Source organism: Paenibacillus sp. FSL R7-0026 (assembly GCF_038004485.1).
Classification (GTDB): Bacteria; Bacillota; Bacilli; order Paenibacillales; family Paenibacillaceae; genus Paenibacillus; species Paenibacillus xylanexedens_A.
In genome coordinates this window covers 103,653-127,793 of record NZ_JBBORG010000003.1, presented here as the reverse complement: position 1 = coordinate 127,793, position 24,141 = coordinate 103,653, and the positions used below count along the sequence as shown (strand labels likewise).

Below are 24,141 nucleotides of genomic sequence, written 5' to 3'. Positions count from 1 at the left end.
CGTGAAAAAATTGAAAAAAATAACTCAACTCTTATTAAGCGGTGTAATGGTAATAGGTATATACCCTTTCACAGAAAGCACAAGTCAGGCTGCAGTTACCTCTTTTAAAGATGTACCTACGAGTCATTGGGCGAAAGCCTCCATCAATGAGGCCGTGGCGAAAGGCTATTTCAAAGGATATAGTGATGGCACGTTTAAACCTGGAGCAACAGTGACGCGCGCAGAATTTGCAGCGTTGCTAGCCCGAGTGGCCAAAGGAACGCAGGAAACGACTCAAGCGAGTGTGTTTAAGGATCTGAACGGTCACTGGGGTGAGACAGAAGTGAATCGTGCAGTATCCCTTGGTTTCATCATGCCTTCGGATTACCCGAATGGATTTAAGCCAGGCACGACGTTGACGCGGGAAGAAATGGCGAAGTGGCTTAGTTCAGGACTTGCAGTGAAAGATGAAGATTATAAACAAGCGTTGAAGGATACAAAAAACACGTTGGTGCCTGTGGCAGAGTTCTATAAAGGCGGCTTGAAGAAAGCGGCATACCCTTATGTCTCGCTAGTTTTGGGCACAGGATTGATGGCTGGATACCCAGATGGTACCTTTGGTCCGGGGAAAACAACGACACGTGCAGAAGCAGCAGTTATTTTATCACGTTACGCACAGGTTCAAGAGAGCAAAGCAGATACGTATAAAGATCTGAATGAAATGCGCGAGGTTGGTCTGACAGGAACGAATCTGACTTCTGCCACGCCTTTTGTTTACAGTAAATATGAGAACGCGAACTATTTAAATACTTTTGACTTAATAACGGAGAAACCCTTTTCTCTTCGTAATAATCTTGGAGAAATGATAGTCCATCGAATGATAATAGCCGATGCACCTACTTCGTCGACTGTGAGAAATATGTATGGAAAAATGTTTATCGATAAAGATTTTGACAGATTCATTGATGAAGATCGCTACATGGTTTTTATGGAAGTAACAGTTACCCCTAATGGCGATAATCTTAGCAATCTAGCATTAGCTAACTCAACTGGATATCGCTTAACCAGTGGTGCGGCTAGTAATTTTACAAGTGGAGCTGTAAACAAATATGGCATAATAAACTTACCAAGAGTAGATTATGTGAAATCTGGTTTTTTCAAGAAGGGTGTTTCTAGGCGATATTGGATGGCTCAATCTATCAATCGATATCGTTCTGAGGACGTTACTTTAAACGGTTCATCAATAAGGGTCGGTAACTCCCTTACTTCATTTTATATACCAAATTGATTTAAGGATGCTTATATCTGAGAAGGTGCATACACGTAGTATCCGGCAATGATATCCGGTGAGATCTCACTCCGTATGGAGTGCGTGCGGTCCTCTGTATTGATGTAGGCATGAGGGCCGAAGAGGGCTATCTAAATAACACAAAAGTATGTAGATCACGCTCAGCGAGTGCAGAATTTGGTATCAGATTGTATACTTGTTACTAAGTAGTTCAGGCGTTGAAGATATAAACTAGAAGAATTAATTGATAAGGGCACTGATAGTCTTGGATTCTAAACACTTAGTTGAAAAATTACAAAAGTAAAGTCCAATTTTCAGGAGATAAATTCCTATGATATGGGTGATCTATTCATACTGTATCAGGTGCGAATGCCAAGCTCACATGATTTTCCCGGGGGATTCGCACCTCACAATTTGTCGAACCGGCCCATTTTGTGACCTTTTGGCAACGAAATATTGTCAAAGTTGTTCGAGTAAAGGAATTAAAGAAGTTAAAATACCGAAAAGACGTTAATATCATTTGTGTTATAGAGATGATACGTCCTTTTTTGCTGTCGCACTCTGTATGGAGTGCGTGGATTGAAATCTAGCCGTTTTAGGGCTGTAACCAGCTCTGATTGCGTCGCACTCTGTATGGAGTGCGTGGATTGAAATCCTTCAGAAGACAGTGAACTAATATTCCGATTATTGTCGCACTCTGTATGGAGTGCGTGGATTGAAATAAGAAGAACCAGAAGGAAAAAACAGAGTACAATGGTGTCGCACTCTGTATGGAGTGCGTGGATTGAAATAGACAGATAGTGACTCTGTTTGAAATTAATCGGAACGTCGCACTCTGTATGGAGTGCGTGGATTGAAATCCCTTGTACGAAGTGATGGCATCCGCGCGCGCTTGGTCGCACTCTGTATGGAGTGCGTGGATTGAAATCGGACTGTGATAAACGCGCTGTTGTCTACCGCTTGTCGTACTCTATATGAGTGTGTGGATTGAAATTCCCATACATTGAAGGTTACAAAAATCTCTTTGAAGTCGCACTCCATACGGAGTGCGTGGATTGATATCATTTAGCGGCCTATACCATCGGGCGCTTTTTTATTTTTAGTCACACTTTGTATGGAATGATGATCCATCCTTTTTATAGAATTAAAAAGTGAATTCAACTTGCTCCCAGTTCGCACGTTCTTTTTTTAATTTCAACTTTTAAGTGATCAGAAAATAAAAATAGCGCTCACTGATAATCCAGGAGCACCTAACGAAATCTAAAATCCAATTACAAAAGGCCACCCGCATATTGCAAGTGGCCCTTTACTCTACCCGTTAACACCGTGATTAAATGGAGAAATTGTTGGATTGGAAGATGGAGAGGAAACAGGAATCACAAAACTAAGAAATGTCATCAGAATAAATGTAGCTACTAATGCTTTTTTCATCATATCCTCCCTGCAATATAGTTTGGTACTTCACGATCTGATCCGTGGTAGCAATTTTTCGTAAATTCTCAAATACAACTATAGTTGAAATGAATTCCTTGTCTAAGTCTAATGTAAACCCTACTTGTAGATAATCAAGGATATAATTTATTGCAACATCGTACCGCCGCTGATCCAAATTGTATATTGCAAGTTGATTAAGTAATTTTACGTAGTATACACGATTCCCTAGGTCTTCAAGTTCTGAAAAAGCTTCTAACTGTTCAGTAATAGAGTTAACAAATGGAGCGAAATAAAGACTTCTTAGGAGAGCTTGTATCCTTAAATAGTGAACAATACCGAAGGGTGACAACAGAAGTACATGCATTGCTTAATTGGATGCGAAAATTTGCTACAGGTATGTGTAGTGAACAGGAGCAGCGGCCTGGGGAACAAGACTCATGACAAAGATGACTGAAAGTCGGATCTACCATCCGAAGGATACGGGTGAGATTTTAAGTCGGAAACCAAAAGCTGATCATTTATGGTACCTTCTCCACTATAATCAAGATATTAGCTTCGACAAATACAAAAATGTGAAGTTCGGGAAGCAAAAAAAATCGTATACTAAACAAACATTAGTACAAATGATACAAGTGGCCGAAGCAGCTGAAAAACGTAAGGAAAGTATGTTAAAGCTGTTGGAGTCCAGCTATTATTTTAAGATACTTCGTCTGAAGGACACGTCATTGATCCTCCATGGTTTGGGTAGTTCGCATGTGAATGAAAGCAGCCTTACGATACATCCCGTGTATGGTGTACCTTATATTCCTGCATCGAGTATTAAAGGAGTAGTACGTCGGTGGTTTCTTGATGCTTTGTTGGAAGGCGAGGCTACGAATTTGGCTACCAATAAAGGGATCATAGGCGTGCTTGGACGAGCCTTATTCGGAAGTGAGGATGGGCAGGGAATTGTTCAATTCTACGACATGCTATTTTATAATAGATTAGAAATTAAATTGGATGTATTAACCCCGCATTTTGGTGAGTACTATGCTAACAAAGAGCTACCCAGCGACACGAAGAATCCAGTACCTAATACATTTTATGCTGCCAGTGTCCATTCAGTTCAATTGATGCTGACCGTGGATAAACGGAAGCTTGCTACAATAGCATCCGAGCTTTCTGTTTTACCTGAGCCGTTGATGGAAGTGCTCAGTTATTGGATATCTGCAGCTTTTAAAGAGCTTGGGGTAGGCAGTAAGTCTTCGTCTGGGTACGGACGCTTCAATCGATCAGAAGAAGTATATACTACTGCCTCAGAGGAATCTGCAGAGAATTTATTGAGTAATATGACGGAGAAGGAAAAGTTGATTTTTAGGATCAAGTATTTATCGTCTTCGGTACAAGATATTGGAGTCAGTAAGAAGGAAATCTATACTCAAATTATTGAATCCAATGATATTGAAGCTGCACAAGCTTTGAAGAAATATTGGACGGAGATTGGAGAATGGGTTACTTCAACGAAGAAAAAAGGTTCTGGCAAACAAGCTGATAAATGTAAGACCATTCAAATGATGCTTTTATCGAATTAGAACTGTTTATCCTGAGGTGCGAACCCCAAGCTCACATGATTTACCTGGGGGATTCGCACCTCGAAATTTGTCGGAAACGTCTTTTTTATGACCTTTTGGCAACGATAATCTGGATTAGAGACTGATTTTCATAATAAATTTTGATTTTAGTTTGATAAAGAAAGCGGAAACACGTAGTAATGCTCTAGAAATGAAACCTTGTTACGTCTTTTTTAGATGTCGCACTCTGTATAGTGTGCGTGGATTGAAATAATTACTCCACTCCATTTCTTTTGACTTTTAGTCGTCCCACTCTGTATAGAGTGCGTGGGTTGAAAACGATCCAGCTACAAGGCTTCCAATGTCCATCTGGAGTCCCAGACAAGATACCAGCCCAGAGCCCGTATTATAATACCAGATTACCTTCATATTATGAGACTATTACATTGCCCCTAAGATTGACTAGCACATACTATGCCTTAGGCCCGTGCCAGGTAACCGATACACAATAGGTGTTATACGGATTTGATATGAAATATTAAAAGTGGAGGGATTATAGGCTAATTTGAGAAGAGAGACTTCTCTTCTGACATGAGTCTGGAACTCAAATGTATAAGAATGATGTCCAAGCATCACATGAATAGGAGAGGAAACTACATAATGAAATTAATTACTAGAGTTTTTTTACCGTCCGTAGTACTGCTGATTACTTCACTATTCACCCTTTTTGCAGGTAATTCGTATGCTTTGGGGGTGAGTGGGAACATTACTGACTCACCAACTGCTGGAGGAACAGAAAAGATTAGAGAGAAGTCAACCTACACCTTTGACGAAAAAAGCAAGCAAGTTACTATCCGAACCAATCGAATCAGTTTTGATACTGGGATGCAAAAGATGAACGAATACAACTTTACCGATCCAGCGTTGCTACCATCACACTACGAGTTTGATTCCACAAACGGCTTCAATCAGCAGGATGGCATTGTTGTGGATACACCTAAGGGAATCAAGGCTTACACAGTTGCAGTACAAAGTACCATAAAGGGAAAGAGTGGAGTCAAAATCATCTATGAATTTGATTATTCCAACCTCGTTCTGAGAAAGGTAACAGAAATCCCTACTGAGAAAACGGTAAAGCTTGATGCAGCCCAGCTGGGATTGTACTCCGTGAAGTCAGAAAAGGCCAGTGTTCAATATTACTCATTAGAAAACAACAAGCAAGTGTTGTCTGGAGGTAGACTTATCACTTCCAAGGATGTGACCAACACCAGCTTTAGTCTTTCACCGTCTCCGTCCTCTCAGACATTTGGTGTCTTCTGTCCTAAATACCAATATACAAGCTGTTACAACGTCGAATTCGGCGGAGTAAAAGGTAAAGCGGTAAAAGTAACTGAGAATAGCGTAATTTATGATGCTAAGCAAGCTTCCTCCAAGAATTTTATGGCAGGAGGCACAAAAATAAAATGGAACCAAAGTAGTTTTCAGATTAACACCCCGTATCAATGGAATGTATCTGGAACTCGAAACGGAAAAACGATATCCTTCTTCAAAGGTAAGGCTCAATCATTGGACACCTTCGTGTCTCCTGGTGGCAAGCATCTAGTTATTATTGTGGATCCTTCGAACCCTTTTAAACGGACAAAGGCAAGTACAGTATATGTGTATGATTTAAAAACCATGGCACAAGTTCAGAAATACAATTCTTTATATAATGCAGGTGTTACAGGAATTCAGTGGCTTTCAGATGATCTCTATATCATTGACTACTATTTTTCTAATCCAGGTGCTTATCCGCCATCGTTCTACTACATTCCGGAAGGAAAACATTTTAAAATTGAGTACTCACAATATCAAGATTGGGAGAATTACTTGGATTCCTTTACATATGATGACCTCTTTTTTTTAACACTCCCAGTTGCGATAACGTCTGGTGAAGGTGTACTTCATTATGAAGGACAGCCCACATTCTATATGAATGGACTCTATTACGTTCCGTTAAAGGAGTTCATGAGTGCATTCCATATCCAATATGAAGAGAAAGATAAGCATTACCTATTTAAGCGTAATGATCGAGCAAGTAAACTAGCTGTGAGCCAGAGCAAGAGAATTGTTGTTAATGGTAAAGTGTTCCTTCCGCTGGGACAATGGAATAAGGATCTGGGATTAAAAGTAGCTCAGGTAGGCAAGCGAGCGTTTAGCTATACGATTCAGATTAGTGACGAATTGAGAAAGACAGAAGCTGCTATGAAGGGGGAACCTCTTGAATTTCAAGCCATCCTAAAACAGCTTAAAAAGTCCGAGGATGGATCTGATGGGTTTGTTGCAACAGAGACTCCATTTACGCAGAACAGCTCCTATCGTGCAACTTACAATGGTGTAACAGCTATACTAAACCATAATCGTAGCTTGAGTATCAGTTTTTCGCCATCTGATTCATACGGAGAGACCTTAGAGGTATTCATCACCAGCACAGACAATAGCAAGGTTCTTATGGTACTCCCAATCAAACTTAAAGGTAATGAGTTTACAACTGCAGCTCTACCAGAACATGTATTTGAAGACGGACTGCTGACAATTGTATTTCCTCAGCCAGACAATGAAGATCTCGAAAGTTCACATTTGGGATTTACGTTAAAACTACCTGAGTTTAGAAAAAACAAGTTTTAGAAGCAGCTGTGATCTGACAGGGTGAGGAGAGAATGTGGAGAAAAGGTTAAACTAACGGAAACGATGAATCAATACAAACAACAAAGCAGCCGATCATTATGATTGGTTGCTTTGTTAAGTTAATGGACAGAATCGCCGCTATACAGCAGTAGTTGATCTAAAAAATTGGGTGAAAAGGTGCGAGAATGTTGTATTAAATGAAGTGAAGAAAACGTTCGTTTTTAAAGTTCTGAGAACAAGAAGGGGGGATTTGAAGGAGATTTGAATATGAATACCTTTTAGCAAGTTATTAGTCAATTGGAAAAACCTACACGTACAAAGTATGCAGTTGTTGATCTTAAAGAAAAATCGGTGTTGTTGTTGAAGATGATAACGTATTTGATGCTGAGGCTATTTCTTTAGTTTTGACTGATAAGAGTAACTTAAAGTTAGGGTAAATCCCGAGGCCGTATAACAAGTTATTTAATCGTATTATTAAAAAAATATCGTGGCTTCAGCAAATATCTACAGTAAATCTGAATATGGAAGACCACTCGTTTTTGCATTTGCTAAAGTGCCAAGAAATTTAATTGAAAATGAATTAGATTTACAATATATGATTGAATTCTGTTAGATGGTTTTAGGCCCCATATTGGCAGTTTAGTTGATTCATTCAATGATATGTATTTGTATTGTGGAAATCGAGCGAGAATGAAACGCGCAGCTGCAATAGCGGTATAAGGACAGACCGTTCCTCTTCTCGCTTTTCCAATACCAAGCAGGAAATTAGTCCCAAGTGTCGAATTGTGTTTATGACAATATACATACTTGGGGGAAGAGTAATGGCAAGAAGGAAAAGTAAGAAGAAACAGGAAGAAGAATTGTTTCAAGGTTTGGCTGGTATGGCAATGCTGGGAGGTATTGCAGGAACTTATTCTTTAACAAGCTCGTGGCAAGCCTCGTTAATCGTTGGATTTATTGGAGTCGTGGGCGTTATTGTATTAATGGTTAGTATTCAACGTAAACGAGCTGAACGCCTAAAAAGATCTGGGATAGCTGAAATTGATCAAATGGATGGAGTGCAATTCGAGCACTATCTTGGACATCTTTTCCGATCCCAAGGATATAAGGCAGAAGTTACAAAAGCAGCAGGCGACTTTGGAGCAGACCTGGTTATATTCAAAGATGGGAGACGGATTGTTGTCCAAGCTAAACGATATAAGAAAAATGTAGGATTGGAAGCAGTCCAGGAAGTTCAGGGGGCCCGTGCACATTACAAAGCAACGGGTGCATGGGTGGTTACCAACAGTAACTTTACTCAACAGGCCTATGAGCTTGCTAAATCAAATGGTGTCAGGCTGATCAGCCGGGATGAACTTGTAGAAATGCTTCTGGTCATGAAAGAGAAACTAACAAATTCAAAGAAATCAGGAAATGTAAAGACGAGTGCATAATCGAATTATTGGCAATAAAGAGTAAAACATGTTTGGCATTTGTTTATTGCTGATGAAGGGCATCTCGGAGGTTGTCCTTGGTTCTGTAGCTTCAGTAAGATGGTCTTGTTCTTCCTCTATCGCCACATAGTACATATGCATTTATAGCAAAGAGCCCAGCGTTTTTGCTGCAGAAGGTACGGACAACAACCTTTTAAAAGCTTTCATTTTATTCACCGTAAGCCTAATTTGATTAGCCATTACTGTACATATAACAGCCAAAGTCGATTCTTTACCGGATCGGCTTTTTTTTGGAGAAATTGAAGTAACCAGCAAAGATCGAAGACCAACAAGCAGTCGGAGAAATGTAAAGGTTGTGTATGGGGTAGATGGGATGGAGTGAAGCAGTTCTGTAGTATAACGGTTTGTACAAAGGAGGTAAAATATACTTTATGAAATTATGCGAGTGAGATAGATAAGAACTACCATGATTTTTTTTAAAAATGTAGCAACGCAGTGATTAGTCTCATCGAAAAAAGGTGTTAGCTTGGAAAAAAACTCTTCACCTTTTTGCTAAAGATGTTGGAGCCTTAGGCAAAAGGCAGTTAGCAATGCCAATAAATTACCGCTCGTTTACGGGCGTAGAGTTACTTGGGATAAGGATGAACCTTGATTTCTAATTAGATATAATCTTAATTATTTTATGATAAAAGTAGATTTTATAATAACAATGGGATAAAATACCTATTTATTATACATGGCACATGGTAAAATATTCTTATAAATGACAAGTTTAAGTGGGATTTAGGATTCGTAATTACCTACGCTCATCATATGTTATGAGCGTAGGGAACTGTTGAAATTTAGTAGCATTATTTTAGCGATCCTCTTTAGTTTATTGGCGGGAACATCGACTTCTGTGGCCAGTGGATTGCGACTCGATAAAGGCTTTAGCAGTACTTAAGATTACATAACTATGAACGACTTAGAGATTGACATAAAGGGAGAAACTGGATTCTTGCTTTATGTGAACTTCTAACTAGAAGTTTTCAATAGGTTTACGCAAAACCATAAATGCGAAAATAGAAAAAGGGGATACCAGCAATATGAGGAAAGCGAAATTCAGTAAGTTATTATCATTAGTTTTATCAGCTAGCATGTTAGTAGCAAGTGTACCATTCGTGGAAGGGAAGGTTAGCGCTGCGGACACGAATACTGTCACTTCTGAAGGGGTGCTATTATCGAGCCCAGCTAACTTACAAGTAACAACAACGGATCATGAAATCAATGCTACTTGGGATGCAGTAGATGGGGCAGAAAAGTATATTATGACCATAGACGGGAACCGTGTTTACGAAGATAAAGAAACCAGCTTCATTACATATATGCCTCCGAATACTTCCTATGAAATCGCAGTTTGGGCCATCGATCATACCGGTACAGCAAGTGAAAAATCAATAGTGATTGCGAAAACTAAAGAGAAGTTAACACCTGAAGCTCCAAAGTTTAATGTCACTACAGATGAAACTTCCCTTACTGTAAGCTGGGAAGCTGCTGAAAGAGCAACCAGTTACGTAGTCCTCGTAGACAAAAGCGAAGTTTATCGTGGAACTGATCTATCATACACCCTTACAGGATTAATACCAAAAACGAGTTATGTTGTAGATTTTTGGTCTGAAAATGAGCATGGAACTAGTGGTCAACAACGTGATACTGTAACAACAAAAGATCCAGACAAACTACCCGCTCCCAAAGGGCTGAAGGTGGAGTCAACTTGGAACACAATCACACTTTCATGGGACCCTGTTGAAGGTGCGAATACATACTGGGTACAAAAAAACAATAGCTTTTTGTACGAAGGCCCGAACACGTCTTACACGATCACTGATTTGGAGCCGGATCATCCGTATTCCCTTTATGTGTACGGGTTAAATAAATCCCCGTCAAGTTTTACTATACAGGGAGAGCCAGGTAGGATCATGGGGGTAACAAAGAAATTACCAGAACCGAATAATTTTGTAGCCATTCCTAAATCAACTTCAGTTAATCTATCTTGGGATGCTGTTGAAAAAGCAGACGTTTACAAGGTCATGCGTGGAAAATTAATCATTTATGAAGGTCCTCTAACTACATTCGTAGATACGGGTTTAAATGAAGGTGAAACCTATAATTACTCTGTCTTAGCAATGGATTATTTCACCTCTGGTTTACCTGCCTATACGAGTGTAAAAACATTGATCACACCTCAACTTCCGTATCCTGAAAACTTTCGAGTGACGGAATTACAATATAATAAAATTCGTGTGGAGTGGGACGCTGTTGATGGAGCAGATGAATATGAGATCTCTCGTGACGGGATGACAATTGGTATTCCGATGGGTACATGGTGGACAGAGGATCTTGAAGACATCTGGTCTGGATCAACTTACACCTACAGAGTCGCTGCTCTTAGAAAGGGTGTTAAAGGTAAAGTTGCGATAAAGGTCGTTACCATTCCGAATGAGCCAGTGCAAGGTCAAGCACCGAGTGGTGATCTGGACCTGAAAGCGAACAGAGTCTATCACGATCAGGTTGGACTGAGTTGGGCTACAGTCACAGGCGCGACATATTATGATGTATTTCAAGATGACACAAACAAAGTATGGACTGGTTCAATAAATTCAATGACAGTGGGGAATGTGGGTCCGGAAGAAAGCCACACCTATAAAGTAGTTGCTGGAAATGCTGATGGCACATTGGAATCGAACGTCATCGAAGTAACCACACCAGCAGAACCGAAGCCTATTGTCATCACACCCTCGCAACCGAGGGAAGGAACGATTACTTTTGACTTTAATGCTACCCAGGGTGCTGTAACATATGTAGAGCGAAACCCACAAACCACGTACACACCTCTAGGTGACGGGACCTATCGCAAAACATTTGTTAACTCTGCAACCGGTGAGAGCCGTGACGATGGAATTGTTTCCCCAGTCAATGGCAAGCTGAATTTTAGCGAAACAGGCGTATATCCTAACAGGACATACAACTATGAGATCGTTGCTGTTGTGAAGAATGCAGATGGAACGGAATCAGTTGTAGCTAAAGAAGAAATCAGTGTCACCGCACCGTCTGATGGCGGTGGGGCGACTGTTCCTGGAACGATTGTTGATCCGGGTACTGGCGGAGGTATATTACCAACCAACCCAGGGACTGGTAATGGCGGTGGTACCGCGCCGACTACTCCAACAACACCGGGAACAGGTGGAGCAGTTTCAAACCCAACGTCTGGAGGGAGTACGTCAAGTGGTACCAACACTGGAACTGTAACGGTTCCAGACCCCAAAGATGATAGTGATGTTGAAGTTATTCCAGAAGAAGAAATAGAGCCTAAATTCTACTCTGATATAGATGGTAGTTATGCAGAGGAAGCAATTCTTTCGCTAACTTCCAAAGGAATTGTTAAAGGTTATGCCGACGGGACTTTTGGGGTCAAGAAGCAAGTAACCAGAGCTGAATTTGCAATCATCTTAAATCGTGCCATGGGATACACCTCATCATCACCGTATGCTGAAACGTTTAAAGATATTGATCCACAAGCTTGGTATGTGTCAGAGCTTAACTCTGCCATTGAACATAAGATTACTAAAGGGTTCAATGATAATACCTATCGTCCAAATGAGGTCATTTCAAGAGAGCAAGCTGCAAGCATGCTTTCAAACGTGTTGTTGAAAAATGGATCATCACTGTCGTCTGCAGCTCATTATAAAGATCAAGCAAATATTGCAACTTGGGCCAAGGAGAGTGTAGAACTTGTGACTCAAGAGTCCGTGATGAGCGGGTACCCTGGTAACAAATTTATGCCGAAACGTTCCTTAACTCGAGAAGAAGCAGCAATGATGATTCATAATCTAGTTAATATCATTAAATAACAATTCAACAAAGTTTAGGTCGGTTTTCGATGTGATTCATCGAGCCGTCCTAATCTTTTCTTGTTTTAAGACACATCAGTAGTAGATTTGTTTGGTATTTAGAATGTTTTAATGAAAAATCTGCTTGGAAGTGAAAGTGAGAAGAAGTACATATGGAAAGCAGAGGGAGTTACATCTTGATGAAACTGTTATTAACAGTAATAGCAAGTATGTTGACTGTAAGCTTAATAGGTTCGGGAAACGAAGCAGTTGCAGCGGCAAGCACTCCGAAGCAAGTAGAGGTGTTGCTTAATACCGTTAAAATGAAGTTTCCAGATGCGAAGCCATTCCAGGATGGCCAAGAGTAAGTAGCTTGGATCTCTTCCAATATGGAAAGTTCGTAGAGAATTATGATTACACGAAGTTCAAGCTTTCTTCAGCAGATTATATTCTTTTAAGAGATGGAGATTTGGACGAGTACGGTGTGGCCATCATCAATCCATTCAAGTAAGGAGCTATGTTCTGAATGAAAAGACCATCAGTTCGACACTCCCCTATCGAATGGGGAAATGATCCAACTATTTCCGAAATGGCCACCCTTTTTTCAATGAGCTATCTGCAGGTTGCCAAGAAGCAATGTACGTTCTTCCGGCACATGATCAACCGGCACTCGATAAGCAACATGTTGAAGTAAGTAACCAGGATAACCGATAAATAAGGAGAGAACACAATTCATGAAAAAAATCTTAGTTACTCTTATTGCCGGGCTTACCGCTGTACCACTAATAATGGGAGGGTCATCCATACAAACAGCCACATCGTTTAAAGACGTTCCAAGCAATCACTGGGCTAAAACATCCATTGATTCAGCTATATCAAAAGGATACTTCAAAGGATATAGCAATGGGACATTCAAACCATCTGCTTCAGTTACACGTTCTGAATTTGCTTCGTTGCTTGCACGTGTGTCTAAAGCAGATCCCAACGTCGACAAATCCAATATATTTAACGATTTATCCAATCATTGGAGCAAAAAGGAAGTTGATCGTGCAGTTTCTCTGGGATTCATAAATCCTGCAGACTATCCAAATGGTTTTAAACCAAATACTCCTATTACCCGCGAAGAAATGGCTAAGTGGATTAGTTCCGGATTAGCAGCCGCCGATACTGACTTCAAAAAAGCATTGGAAGATACTAAAACAACGCTTGTACCAGTTAAGGAATCATTCTCTCCAGGGATTTCAGAAGCTAAAGCTCCATACATCTCAGTGGTTATCGGAACAGGAGTGATGACTGGATATCCAGATAACTCATTCGGGATGACCAAAACAACCACTCGCGCAGAAGCTTCTGTAATATTGCTGAGAATCGCAAATATGGAAGGTAAAAAGGCTTCTTCATTTTCTGATCTGAATGAGATTAGAGCCGTTGGGACAACTAAATCTAATTTGAGTCAAGTGACACCTTTTTCAACAGCAAATGATAAAACATATGCAGTGATTTCTGGGAAAACAAAAACATTATCAAATGGTGCGGGTAAAGTAGCCTTGCATCGAACCATCTATATTAATACTACTAATTGGACTAACAAAAAGAGCGTTTATGCACCGTTCTTTGTATCGGAAGAAAATAAAGATTTCTACATAGAAAACACTAATGTCATTCCGGTATTCCATGAGATTATTGTCTACCCTAAAGCGAAAAATTTTAGTTCTGATCATATCAGGACTGGACTTACTACTGCTTTGAGTGGTCAAAGGATTGCTCCTTCTTCACTACCTGAAAAATACGGTTACTTAACGCTACCAGTGTATAACACTGAACAGTTCTTTGCTAAGTATAGTGCTACTAATGGCGTGAAGTTATGGATAAAAGAAAATAAGAACGTAGATCGAGAAGGGTTAATTGGTATGTACTATATGGATGATGGATCTGCTTTGTCTCTATACAATAAATAAAAAGAGACGGTATTAATGAAATTAACAAAATGATTAACTGCCTTATCTATTCTACTGTTTAGTATCTCCATCTCAAGAATTGCACATGCCGATTTTGGTACTGATCCGGCTTATCCGTATCCTACAACGAACATTGAAAACTTGGTTCCAACTGATGCGGAAGGTAAATCCAAAGGCAGACAAAAAATAAAAGTTAAAATTGAAGGAATGGGTACACCTCGGCCCGAGATTGTCTGGACTCAAGGTGATTATGAAATTTGGCAGGCTACTGGGGTGAATTTCCGAAACTTTTGTATTTGAATTGCAAAGCTTTTATTCTTTAGATCTTCAAATTTCAGCTTACTATTTGCAAGTTTGTTTGATATTTTGGATGTTTTTAGACCTATGCGAAGAAAAAGATACTGGGAAGTGAAAGTGAGCAGAAGTACATATGGGAAGCAGAGGGAGTTAGATCATGAAGAAACTGTTATTAGCAGTATTAGCAAGTATGTTGACTGTAAGCATGATAGATACGGGAAACGAAGCAGTTGCAGCTGCAAGCACTCCGAAGCAAGTAGAGGTATTGCTGAATACCGTTAAAATGAAATTTCCAGATGCGAAACCATTCCAGGATGGCCAAGGTAGTGTCATGGTTCCGATCCGCTTTGTATCTGAAGCCCTTAGTGCAAAGGTGACGTACTCCAAAGAAGGCAAAGTTTCCAAGGTTGGGATGATCAGCAAAGATCATCAAGTGGACATGACGATCGGGCATACTTCAGCCCTCGTCGATGGCCTGAAGAAAGACTATGGCTCGCAAATCCTTATAAAGCAAAACCGGACTTTCGTTCCCCTACGTCTGGTGAGTGAAGGTCTTGGCCAGAAGGTAGAGTGGGACAAGATTGGCCGCTGGGTCTGGATCGGGAACAAAGACTTCCGTAGTACGGATGATAAGGCGTTTAAGTTAACCAAGTTAAGTGATTTTAAAGCATATACACAAAGTGAAGAATTCTTAAAAAATATGAAGCTTGAGAAATATAAGAATATTAAGATCATCAAGGAAAGTGATCTCCCCATCAAGTTAGGTGACGGACAAATTGTATATGACATTAACAAGACTAAAGATTCAATATTGGGCGATGGCGTTCAAATCCGTAGTAGCCAGAGAGGGAACTCAATTACATTTTTAGTGAAGAACAGCTATGCTCGTGGTCGTGGGGTAGTAGATGCTGCTTTTATCAATAATGACGATAAGACTGGTATGAATTTTTATCCCGTACTCAGCAGATTGGATAAATTTAGAAACGGTGAGTATCTGGATAACTACGAAGGATGGAAAAATTTCAAAATGAAACAAGCAGACTATATTCTTTTGCGTGATGGCGATTTGGACGAGTACGCCGTAGCCATTATCAATCCATTCAAGTAAGTGAAGTGATTCGATGAAAAAGACCATCAGTTCAAATACTGACAAGTCGATTAGCTAGTTTCGTAAAATGGGAAGACGAGAGGAGAAACACCATGAACGCAAGCAAACGCAGCAAAAATAACAAGCCGAATCGGGGAATCCGTCGGAGATCGGGGCGCAGGTGGGGAACCTGTTTGCTCGCCGCGGTCTTGGCACTAACGGTCGTTGTACCGATTTATCCGGCAGAACGCGCATCGGCGGCATCGACTACGACGGTCTCGCAAGGAGGATTCACGCAGGATCAACTTGACGGATTGGCTTATCTGAACGAGATTCGGGCGAAGGTAGGCGTAGGCCCATTGGAGCTGGATGCGAGATTGACGCAGGCGTCGCAGGCGCACGCGGCTTATTACAATACCACCCGCTTCGAAGGAGTGACGGCCCATCGGGAGGAACCGGGTACGTCAGGATTTACGGGAGTGACGCCGGGAGATCGGGGCAAAGCAGCCGGATGGCCAAACACTTCGGTAGCTGAAGTCATGTCTTATAATAATGCAACAACACGCGAAGCGATCGATTCCTGGCTAAGCACTGCTTATCATCGCGCAATTATATTGGACGACAAATATATATCGGTTGGCATCGGGTTGCAAGGTGGTACTGCGGTCATGAACCCGGCCTATGTGAAATTCGAAAAGAATGGTCCGGAAGCCAAAGTGTATCCGTATGACGGCATGAAAGGAGCCGACGTTGGATTCTACGGAAACGAGACTCCAAATCCGCTTGTCCGCTTCGGTGTTGAACACTCGGGTGGCATTATATCGGCTGCGGCAGGCTTCGCCATCGATTCGTTCGAAGCGAGCATCGTGGACTCGCAAGGGCAAGAAGTCCCGTACAACAGTGAACTGAAAGGAGATACGGTGTTCTTGTATCCGAAGGATGTGTTGGACGGATACAGCGTCTATAAGGTGAAACTCAATTATACGTTGTATAAGGAGACGCAGCTTCACAGTAAGACCTGGTCGTTCACGACAGGAAAAGGGCGTACCTTAAAGGGCTTATCTGCCCAATACGACGAATTGGTGCTGAATCCGGGAAACAAGTTGCCGATTCAGATCAAGGCATCTTACGATGATGGCACATTCGGAACCCCGAAAACGGCGGTCACCTACTCCAGCAGTTCGCCTGCCGGTCTGAAAGTCTCGGCGGACGGCACACTCAGTGGAGTTAAGCCCGGCAGTTACAAGGTGACGCTCAGCTCTGGGGCGGTTAGAGGAACGGTACCAGTGCGGGTATTTGAGAGCCTCAAGAGCAAGAGCTATCCAGCAACTGATCCGACCAAGGTCAAAGATATCGCAGGACGCGCCGATCAAGCGGCAATCGAGTGGGCGCTTTGTTCGGGCATCGCTGGAGCGGACGCAAACGGCAAATTCCGCCCGGAAGATTCCGTGAGCGAAGCGCAGTTCCTCATCATGCTGCTGCGCACCTACAAAGTCGATGACGAATCGTACGCTTCCAAGAAGAAGAAGCATTGGGCGGAAGGCGCCTACAAAGTGGCCACGGCCCGCAACCTGCTGCTGTTCAGTACAAGTCCGGGCAAAAGCGACTTCCGGGACAAGCCAATTAACCGTTATCGCGCGGCTGGCCTGATCGCGTCGGCGGACGGCGTGAATTTCGATTTTTCGAACGCGGAGAACTACGTGCTAGCTCATAATTACATGCGCGGGACCGAAGGCAATCAGAGCTGGATGTTCGGTTCCAACGATATCGTTACTCGGGCGCAGGCGGCGGTGATATTGATGCAATTGCAGTCCGGCATGAAGCAATTCGTCGGCGCACCGAAGTCGGTCACATCCGAGAAGAAGTTACCTGAACGTCTGTTTCCGGAAGTGTATATCAAACCAGCGCTCAGCAGCAAGACGCTGATCGTCGAATTCCACACGAACGGCACGCTGTCGGTGGAAGGACAATTCGCGGATCAGGCGAACAAGCAGTTGGAGATTCAGATTGATCAACACAAGGATAAAGTGCAAAGTGGGAAGATGCTAGAGAAAACTCCAGTGCAGACCGATTCGTCGGGGCGATTCTCTATTTCGGCCAAAGGCATGTATGGCGACGAGATCCTGAATGTATTCCTAAGAACGGAAGGTACGATCTATGCTATCGCGGTCAAAAGAGGCACTATGAACGCATCGGATTATTCAAGCTAAGAAAAAAGTCCCCACGAACGTGTTCGCAAACTCAACATCATAAGACGAAGCAGCCTCCGATCCGGTTTGGAGGCTGCTTCGTGTCTAGAAAATCCGACTTGGAGCATAATGAAAGAGCGTAGGCAGTGAGGGCAAAGAGAGTAATAAAATATGGATCTCAGCTACTATATGTCGAGGGACAAAAACATTGTCCCATTGTTTTGCTTTAAAACCTCTCGAGTAATCCTTTCTAACAGAAATAGAACGGGAAATTGAGTAAGAACATATTATAAACCAATTGGTTTTCAGGATCTTTCCCCAGGTCCATCCTGAATCGACTCCCTACCTTAAAAAAAGGAATAGCTATTCCCTATTTCCTTTTTATTGTACGAACTCAATAATGTTTTCAAACCCATCAATATAAGTACTCTTCCTTCTCCATGAATCAGTTATCCTCAAATTCAATTCAAAACCTCACCAGCAGTTTGTAAGAGTGTAAGAGGGAATCATTATGATTTTTGGCCGAACGCGCCTTCAGTTTGTTGAGTTGCAGAATGCTCTTGATACCAGTATATGTTAGCGTGAACCCGTCAACGTGCCTTTGGATATGTTAGGATATAGGGAGTACAACATATCTTGTCAAAGCCCATGGACTGGACTTTATTCTGGAGGAGATAGCGGCGAACAAGTACGGTGAAGTCACGGTTTGTGCAATTCATTTCATAATGAATGGTGCAGAAACCCATCCACTCTCTGCTTGGAAGAAATCAGTGCTCGGAGAGGCGACATAACAATTACTCTGTAAGCAGTGACTAAGATAAGAATAAAAATTATGCTATCCTTGCGATTGAAGTTTTGAAGAGCAAACCTGAATTATCAAAGGACAAGCTAGGTTTGTGGGGAGAGGTGATGAAGTGGGAACAACTGTCTCACGACTCACAGATGGATGTTGTATTAGCATTGTGAAATAACCATATGATAGATCGGAGTAAATAAGTGAACTTCTTAGAAAAATGGCTACATATCATTCGCAATTGCTCATTTGATAACACCTACAAAATGGCTTGGGCTAAAGCGATTACTGAAATTGCCGTAGAGCAAGAAGAAGTATTTCCAATGGAAGAAGTAAATCTAGTTGAAATCCAGTTAAGAAATATCGCAGAAAAGGTACTTCGCTATTATTTTGAGCAAACCATATTCTTTGCTCTTCAGCAAAGTTCAAATCCTGTAAAGCCACCTGTTATGGTGACCATTGCAAAGCAGCTGATAACGGATTATCAGGCTCGTACAGGCTCACTGAAGCCAGTTAAATGGTTTAGGTCTAATATAGAGTCCATATGCAGTTTAGAGTATGAGAAAGCTGTTTCTTCAACAGTGAAAGCACTAAAATCGGATGTAAGTTACCGCTTCTTACATGTGGAAGGAAAAGAAGTAGAAGGTGTTTATCAATATCAACAGAAAGCGGATAGTCTACTCATGCAAAGAGAGGATTTACTTACGCTTAAGAGGAAATACCTCATAGTGTTTGATGCCATCAATTATCGATGGACGCAAATGTTAGAAAACTTCAATCACTCGCCCAGATTGTCAAAGAAAGTACGGATCATTGACGAAGATCAGATACGCCGAAAACCGCTTGGTAAATTTGCGGAGTTAATTGAAGCTGAGAACATAGAGTGTCGTTGCTTTTTATGCGGTGAAATAATAGAAGCTGAAACACCTGCGATTGATCATGTCATCCCATGGTCGTACTTGTACTCGGATGATCTTTGGAATTTGGTATTTGCACATCAATCTTGTAACAGTAGTAAATCTAATGTGATACCGAGTGAGGACATGATTCTTCGACTAGAAGCAAGAAACCAAGTACTTCTAGATCGTTTGAAAGAGAATAAGAAGCTTAATAAACATGTTTCTGATCTGGAACTAGCTATAGAAAGTAATCTTGTACGAAAGTTTTGGATTTCATGCCAAGGCTAAAGAACATTAGGAGGACATTGGGATGATGACATATAACAAGCTTGTGCGTGATAAGATACCTCAAATTATTGAAGCAGACGGTAAGGAATGTAAGATGAGAGTTCTTAATGATGAAGAATATACGGTTGCTCTAAAGACGAAGCTACAAGAAGAACTGAACGAGTTCCTTGATGCGAAAGAAAGAACGGAGCAGATCGAGGAATTGGCCGATTTGTTAGAGGTAGTCTATAGTTTTGCTCGTAGTCAAGGTACTACGATGGAGGAACTAGAGTATATTCGCAAAACTAAACACGATGAGCGTGGAGGGTTTGAGAAAAGGTTTATGCTATTAACAACTAATTAAATTATATAATTGCCTAAGCATGAGGGATAACTCTATAAGCTTGATCCTAACGAAACAAATTATCAGAATTCAAGTGGTATTCATTATTTCCATGAATACAGCTGACGGAGGAAATTGAGATGAAAGAGAGTCCTATTGAATCGATGCTTCAGTATTCGAAACACGAGGCAATCCGCTGGCTCGAGAAGAAGATCGAGTTTTACAATAGTGGAAATTTGAGCAACAAGAATTGGCCGGAACTGGAATTTGACCAGATGCGTAGAGATTGGGGAGTCGACTTACTTCTGCTCCGATGGCTTCAAGGTTCCGTTATTTCAAGAGATCCGCGCCATCGGTCTGAGTTGGAACGTCTGCTTGAAGATTATAATACACAATATCCTGAAGCAAATTTACAATTGGACTCACTTCTTAGTCACGGAGTGGTAAGAGTTGTGTGGGACTCCTTCAGTGTGTCACGTAGTATCATTTCCAACCGGAAAATTCCTGATGTAACCACTTCACATTTGACGAATTTTCTTGAGCAGATTTCTAAGGTTCAATATTCCAGTCAAAGTACAATTAACCTATTTAATCCGGAATCAAGTTTAAATGCACACCGTTCCTATTATAGCCAAACGCCGGAGCTTACATGGTTTTTGGAGCAGGAGGTTTTGATCCCACATCAAGAGGGTTATGCAGTTAACCCTAGTTCGGGTCTAATTAGATATTTCGACGATTTTCTCTTATCTCGTATGTGGGAAGAAAAGATAGTAGGCCCTATCGATTTCAATGAGAGGCTGAACTGGTGGATTCGTTATGTCAATTTGATTGGATTTTCAACGGATTTGCTGAAGAGTTTTTCTCAAATAGGCCGAGAAGATTTGGTGCAGGCGTCTATTAATCGGATTCTACAGGAAGAGGATTTAATAGGTTGGGAGAAAGAACGAAACATATGGGTGAGCCAAAGAATTGACGATTATTCTGATCCTAGCTGGTGCCAATATGTTGACCAAATACCTCTCCCAGATGGTGAAATCGATAAACTATTCTGGTATGAAAGTACAGATGAGGCTGCTATTCATATACACCATCCACGCCAAACGCTGATAATGCTATTTAATTGGATTGTGAAGAGTGAGTCGTTTGAGGAGTTTAGATCGGATCGTCCTAAAATGCGAGAATTGCTCACTCATTTGGAAAATCGCCCTTTCCTTTATCACATGTTGAGTCATATCGATCCTGTGGCAATCCCCGTAATCCTCACTGATCCGGATTTGGCGTCAATAGGCATGGTGCTTCTGGCTAAGTGGGAATCGCACGACGGGAGATATAAGTATTTGGGATCGGAAAAAGAAACTCGGCAACCAGCGCTAAGCATTTGGTCTAATGCAATACCTTATTTTTCCCTTTCTATTCGTATGCTTCATCAACAGCCTGATCAAGTGGCTCGAATTCTCGAAAAAGTACTGACCTGGTTTGAAATCGAGATAAGGAGAAAAAGGAACGCAGAGGCAAAGCAGAAGCTCAACGCAAAATACGAAATTTTAAAGGATAGTCTGCAAAGGAAATTCTTGAATCGGGACACTTGGACCTGGGATACAGCTATTTTCACGCATTGGACGGATATCCTCCTGGCAAAAACGGAAAAATTGGATGTTTCTTTAGCACATCCTTCCATACCTCAATTACTATGGATAGGGCAATTGAGCATGTTGTGTGATTTAGCTGAGAACGTGGATAAAATCATGAGCAGATTGATTGAATACTACAAGGAAGCCTATCAAACATGCCGCGACGAATGGACTTGGAGCACGAAAGTCGACAGAACATTGAGAGCTAAAGGATGGCTGTACGTATTAAAATGGGCCGCTGCTCAAACTGATAATGGAAACCCGGAACATTTGATTAAATTGTTGAATCCTTTCTCTGTCTCATCACTTGCGACTCAGCAACCTCATAACGATGAACTCAAGTGGAACCGATCTGTTAGCACTGCTATTTCCGTCCATTTAAATCTCTTGACTGAATGGGTTCGAACGGCCAAAAAAGTGTTGGATGATAGAGGTACAAAAGAAGTTAATAAAGCTTTTGTTGAAACACTTGTGGAAGTTATAAAGCCACATCACGGTGTTTTATTCAATCCCTTCAGCCATTCTCTAGGTGATAATGTGGTCTATTTTAGTCAACCTGCGGATGTGGTAATTTCAGTGGGAGAAGCTCTAAATTTTTTGCCAGATAGTCTGCGCGAATCAACACTGAGCAAACTGATCGAAGCGGGCAGTAATATGGGCTTGTTGGCGAAGCTTTACAACCATTTGGAAAGAGAGCGAGACAAGTATCCTGTTATGAAAGCAATCCGCAAATTGAAGGATGAGACTCGGAAAGAAGAATATCCATGGATCAATCAAATCCAGGTGGAAGTCACAGAACTTCTCAATACGAGAAATCCTGAATTAGCCGAGATTGCACAGAAAGAGCTCGATCAAATATACATCATAAAGAAGCGTAGGCCAATCCTAGAAGATGACTGGGTACTTCGGGAGCAGCTCCGAATATATTTGGTTAAAAGAGAGTATGAGAAAATACAGAATTACGATCCATACAAAGAAGATTCCGAACCAAGACGTGACCTCATTAAATTTTACCAGGCGTTATCTTTTTTAGATTCGGATCCACCGACTACAGGCACCGCAATCAAAATTCTTCGTGGGCTACTGAATAAAAATCCGTTGAATGTATCCTATATGGTTAATCTGTATTATGCTTGCGTGTTGGCAACTATTCTAGCATATGAAAATGACACTGAATCTTACCCCCGCATGATTGAGGAAGCGGATGAGGTTTTGCGGGAATTTAGAAGTTTGCCCAAAACGCTTGCTGAGTCATATTTTTCTTACGTACAGACTATCCGATTGATGTTCTACCGAACCGTTCAAGATTCTAGCCGTTTCTGGGAGATATATTATTCACTTCCAGAGCAAGATAAGTATTCCTTTCCCATTGGAATATATGCCGTAGAGATGAAGATGGAAGAGAAAAGTTGGGAGGATGCATTACTGGTTTTGGAGGAGTTGAGGGAGTGGCATGGTCTGTTCGAGCAATATGATCAACTAAAAGAGGGCATTAAGTCGCAAGGACCTGTTGAGATGCTAGCCACTCCCAGAGTTGAGCTAATGTCGATGTTTAATCAATGGCAATACATTGGACAAGCTTTTCGAAATCTGAGTCATTTGTCTCCAGAAGACCAAGTTAACGCCATGAAACTTGGAAGCGATGTACGTCTAACAGAGTTCATACTGGAAAACACACTGGATGTCTGTCGTGAAGTACAGAAGTATTCTCCTATCATTACTCCATCTGAGGAAAAACAGGCTGAGGAAGATCGTTACACGGATTTGTTCGTGTTACTTTTCAATCAGAGGATGAGAAGCTTGAACTGGAAGGCGGTTTCTCAATCCCGAGGCGGATATACTGGAAAGCCTATGGGCGACCGAGGCGGAATAGGGGAGCGAGATATTGTTATTCAAAACGGAAATCAACAAGAGTTGATGATAATCGAGGCATTAAATTTATCAACTGCTGATAGGAAAAGCATCAATAGGCATTCCCAGAAAATTTTTGGTTACGATATTAACCGGAGCTACTCTTATTTGATAATTGTTTGGGGATTTAGCAGTAATGCTGATCAGCTCTGGAATAGTTATCGTGAAATTATCCGTTCTCAGACTGATGAACCATTTTCCCTAATTGAAACTGGAGAGGCAAAAGAATATTATCCGCAGCTCAATTTCAATGGTGTAAGAGCCTTTTATTCGATACATAATACTGACTTTGAGGAAGTGAGGGCAAACGTGGTCCACCTATATGTTGATATCAAGTCGGAGAAGTTGAGGGAGATTTCTAGGATTGCTCGTAAGTAAGACAATATCCAAGTATACTTTCCATCTGAGCCGGAAGATGCCGGCCGGCAATCATCAGACTGAGAGAGCTTCTAAAAAACTGTTGAGTAACCGAGGGACAAGAACATAGTACCATTGAAGTCGCTATTGTAGCGGCTTTTTTATTTTATCGGTACAAGTTCTTGTCCC

The 24,141-nt window shown here is 41.4% G+C and carries 13 protein-coding genes, 1 pseudogene and 1 CRISPR repeat array; all 14 genes and pseudogenes read left to right on the top strand.

Translation table 11 applies throughout. The features are described 5' to 3' along the window. Window position 1: 1 nt before the first annotated feature. The 14 genes and pseudogenes from MKY44_RS31150 to MKY44_RS31095 all read left to right on the top strand — a co-directional run bounded on the left by MKY44_RS31150 (window position 2) and on the right by MKY44_RS31095 (window position 23,973). Window positions 2-1,267 carry an S-layer homology domain-containing protein gene (locus MKY44_RS31150; RefSeq protein WP_341010442.1) on the top strand — a complete coding sequence of 422 codons (1,266 nt, stop codon included), beginning with the start codon at window positions 2-4 and terminating at the stop codon, window positions 1,265-1,267. A 553-nt stretch (window positions 1,268-1,820) separates the two neighbouring features. Further along, a CRISPR array of direct repeats spans window positions 1,821-2,195; the repeat unit is 33 nt; unit sequence GTCGCACTCTGTATGGAGTGCGTGGATTGAAAT. A 785-nt stretch (window positions 2,196-2,980) separates the two neighbouring features. Next, a complete protein-coding gene (locus MKY44_RS31620) occupies window positions 2,981-3,142 on the top strand; it encodes a type III-B CRISPR module-associated protein Cmr5 (RefSeq protein ID WP_445670710.1) in 162 nt (53 codons plus the stop codon). Further along, the gene (cmr6, locus tag MKY44_RS31145; RefSeq protein ID WP_249913266.1) at window positions 3,139-4,272 is read left to right on the top strand and encodes a type III-B CRISPR module RAMP protein Cmr6; all 1,134 of its coding nucleotides are present in this window, start codon (window positions 3,139-3,141) and stop codon (window positions 4,270-4,272) included. The genes MKY44_RS31620 and cmr6 overlap by 4 nt, the downstream gene beginning before the upstream one ends. A 639-nt stretch (window positions 4,273-4,911) precedes the next feature. Beyond that, the gene (locus MKY44_RS31140) at window positions 4,912-6,918 is read left to right on the top strand and encodes a hypothetical protein (protein ID WP_341010439.1); all 2,007 of its coding nucleotides are present in this window, start codon (window positions 4,912-4,914) and stop codon (window positions 6,916-6,918) included. A gap of 821 nt (window positions 6,919-7,739) precedes the next feature. Beyond that, window positions 7,740-8,351 (top strand): restriction endonuclease, encoded by a 612-nt coding sequence (locus tag MKY44_RS31135; RefSeq protein ID WP_341010438.1) that lies wholly within the window; start codon window positions 7,740-7,742, stop codon window positions 8,349-8,351. 1,085 nt (window positions 8,352-9,436) lie between these two features. Further along, window positions 9,437-12,241, top strand: a complete 2,805-nt coding sequence (locus MKY44_RS31130) for an S-layer homology domain-containing protein (protein WP_341010437.1) — start codon at window positions 9,437-9,439, stop codon at window positions 12,239-12,241. A 179-nt stretch (window positions 12,242-12,420) separates the two neighbouring features. Then, a complete protein-coding gene (locus tag MKY44_RS31125; RefSeq protein WP_341010435.1) occupies window positions 12,421-12,588 on the top strand; it encodes a hypothetical protein in 168 nt (55 codons plus the stop codon). 366 nt (window positions 12,589-12,954) lie between these two features. Further along, window positions 12,955-14,178 carry an S-layer homology domain-containing protein gene (locus tag MKY44_RS31120; protein WP_341010433.1) on the top strand — a complete coding sequence of 408 codons (1,224 nt, stop codon included), beginning with the start codon at window positions 12,955-12,957 and terminating at the stop codon, window positions 14,176-14,178. Window positions 14,179-14,632: 454 nt separating this feature from the next. Beyond that, window positions 14,633-15,583 (top strand): copper amine oxidase N-terminal domain-containing protein, encoded by a 951-nt coding sequence (locus MKY44_RS31115; RefSeq protein ID WP_341010431.1) that lies wholly within the window; start codon window positions 14,633-14,635, stop codon window positions 15,581-15,583. A 92-nt stretch (window positions 15,584-15,675) separates the two neighbouring features. Next, window positions 15,676-17,772, top strand: a complete 2,097-nt coding sequence (locus MKY44_RS31110; protein WP_341010429.1) for a CAP and S-layer homology domain-containing protein — start codon at window positions 15,676-15,678, stop codon at window positions 17,770-17,772. An 810-nt stretch (window positions 17,773-18,582) separates the two neighbouring features. After that, window positions 18,583-18,717: pseudogene (locus MKY44_RS31615) on the top strand (DUF6979 family protein); the annotation flags it as partial. A gap of 30 nt (window positions 18,718-18,747) precedes the next feature. Further along, window positions 18,748-19,731: an HNH endonuclease gene (locus MKY44_RS31105; protein WP_341010427.1), complete on the top strand. Its 984-nt coding sequence runs from the start codon at window positions 18,748-18,750 to the stop codon at window positions 19,729-19,731. A 22-nt stretch (window positions 19,732-19,753) separates the two neighbouring features. Further along, a complete protein-coding gene (locus MKY44_RS31100; RefSeq protein ID WP_341010426.1) occupies window positions 19,754-20,074 on the top strand; it encodes a nucleoside triphosphate pyrophosphohydrolase in 321 nt (106 codons plus the stop codon). A gap of 119 nt (window positions 20,075-20,193) precedes the next feature. Then, entirely contained in the window at window positions 20,194-23,973 is a 3,780-nt protein-coding gene (locus MKY44_RS31095; RefSeq protein ID WP_341010424.1) for a hypothetical protein, read from the top strand. Window positions 23,974-24,141: the final 168 nt, after the last annotated feature.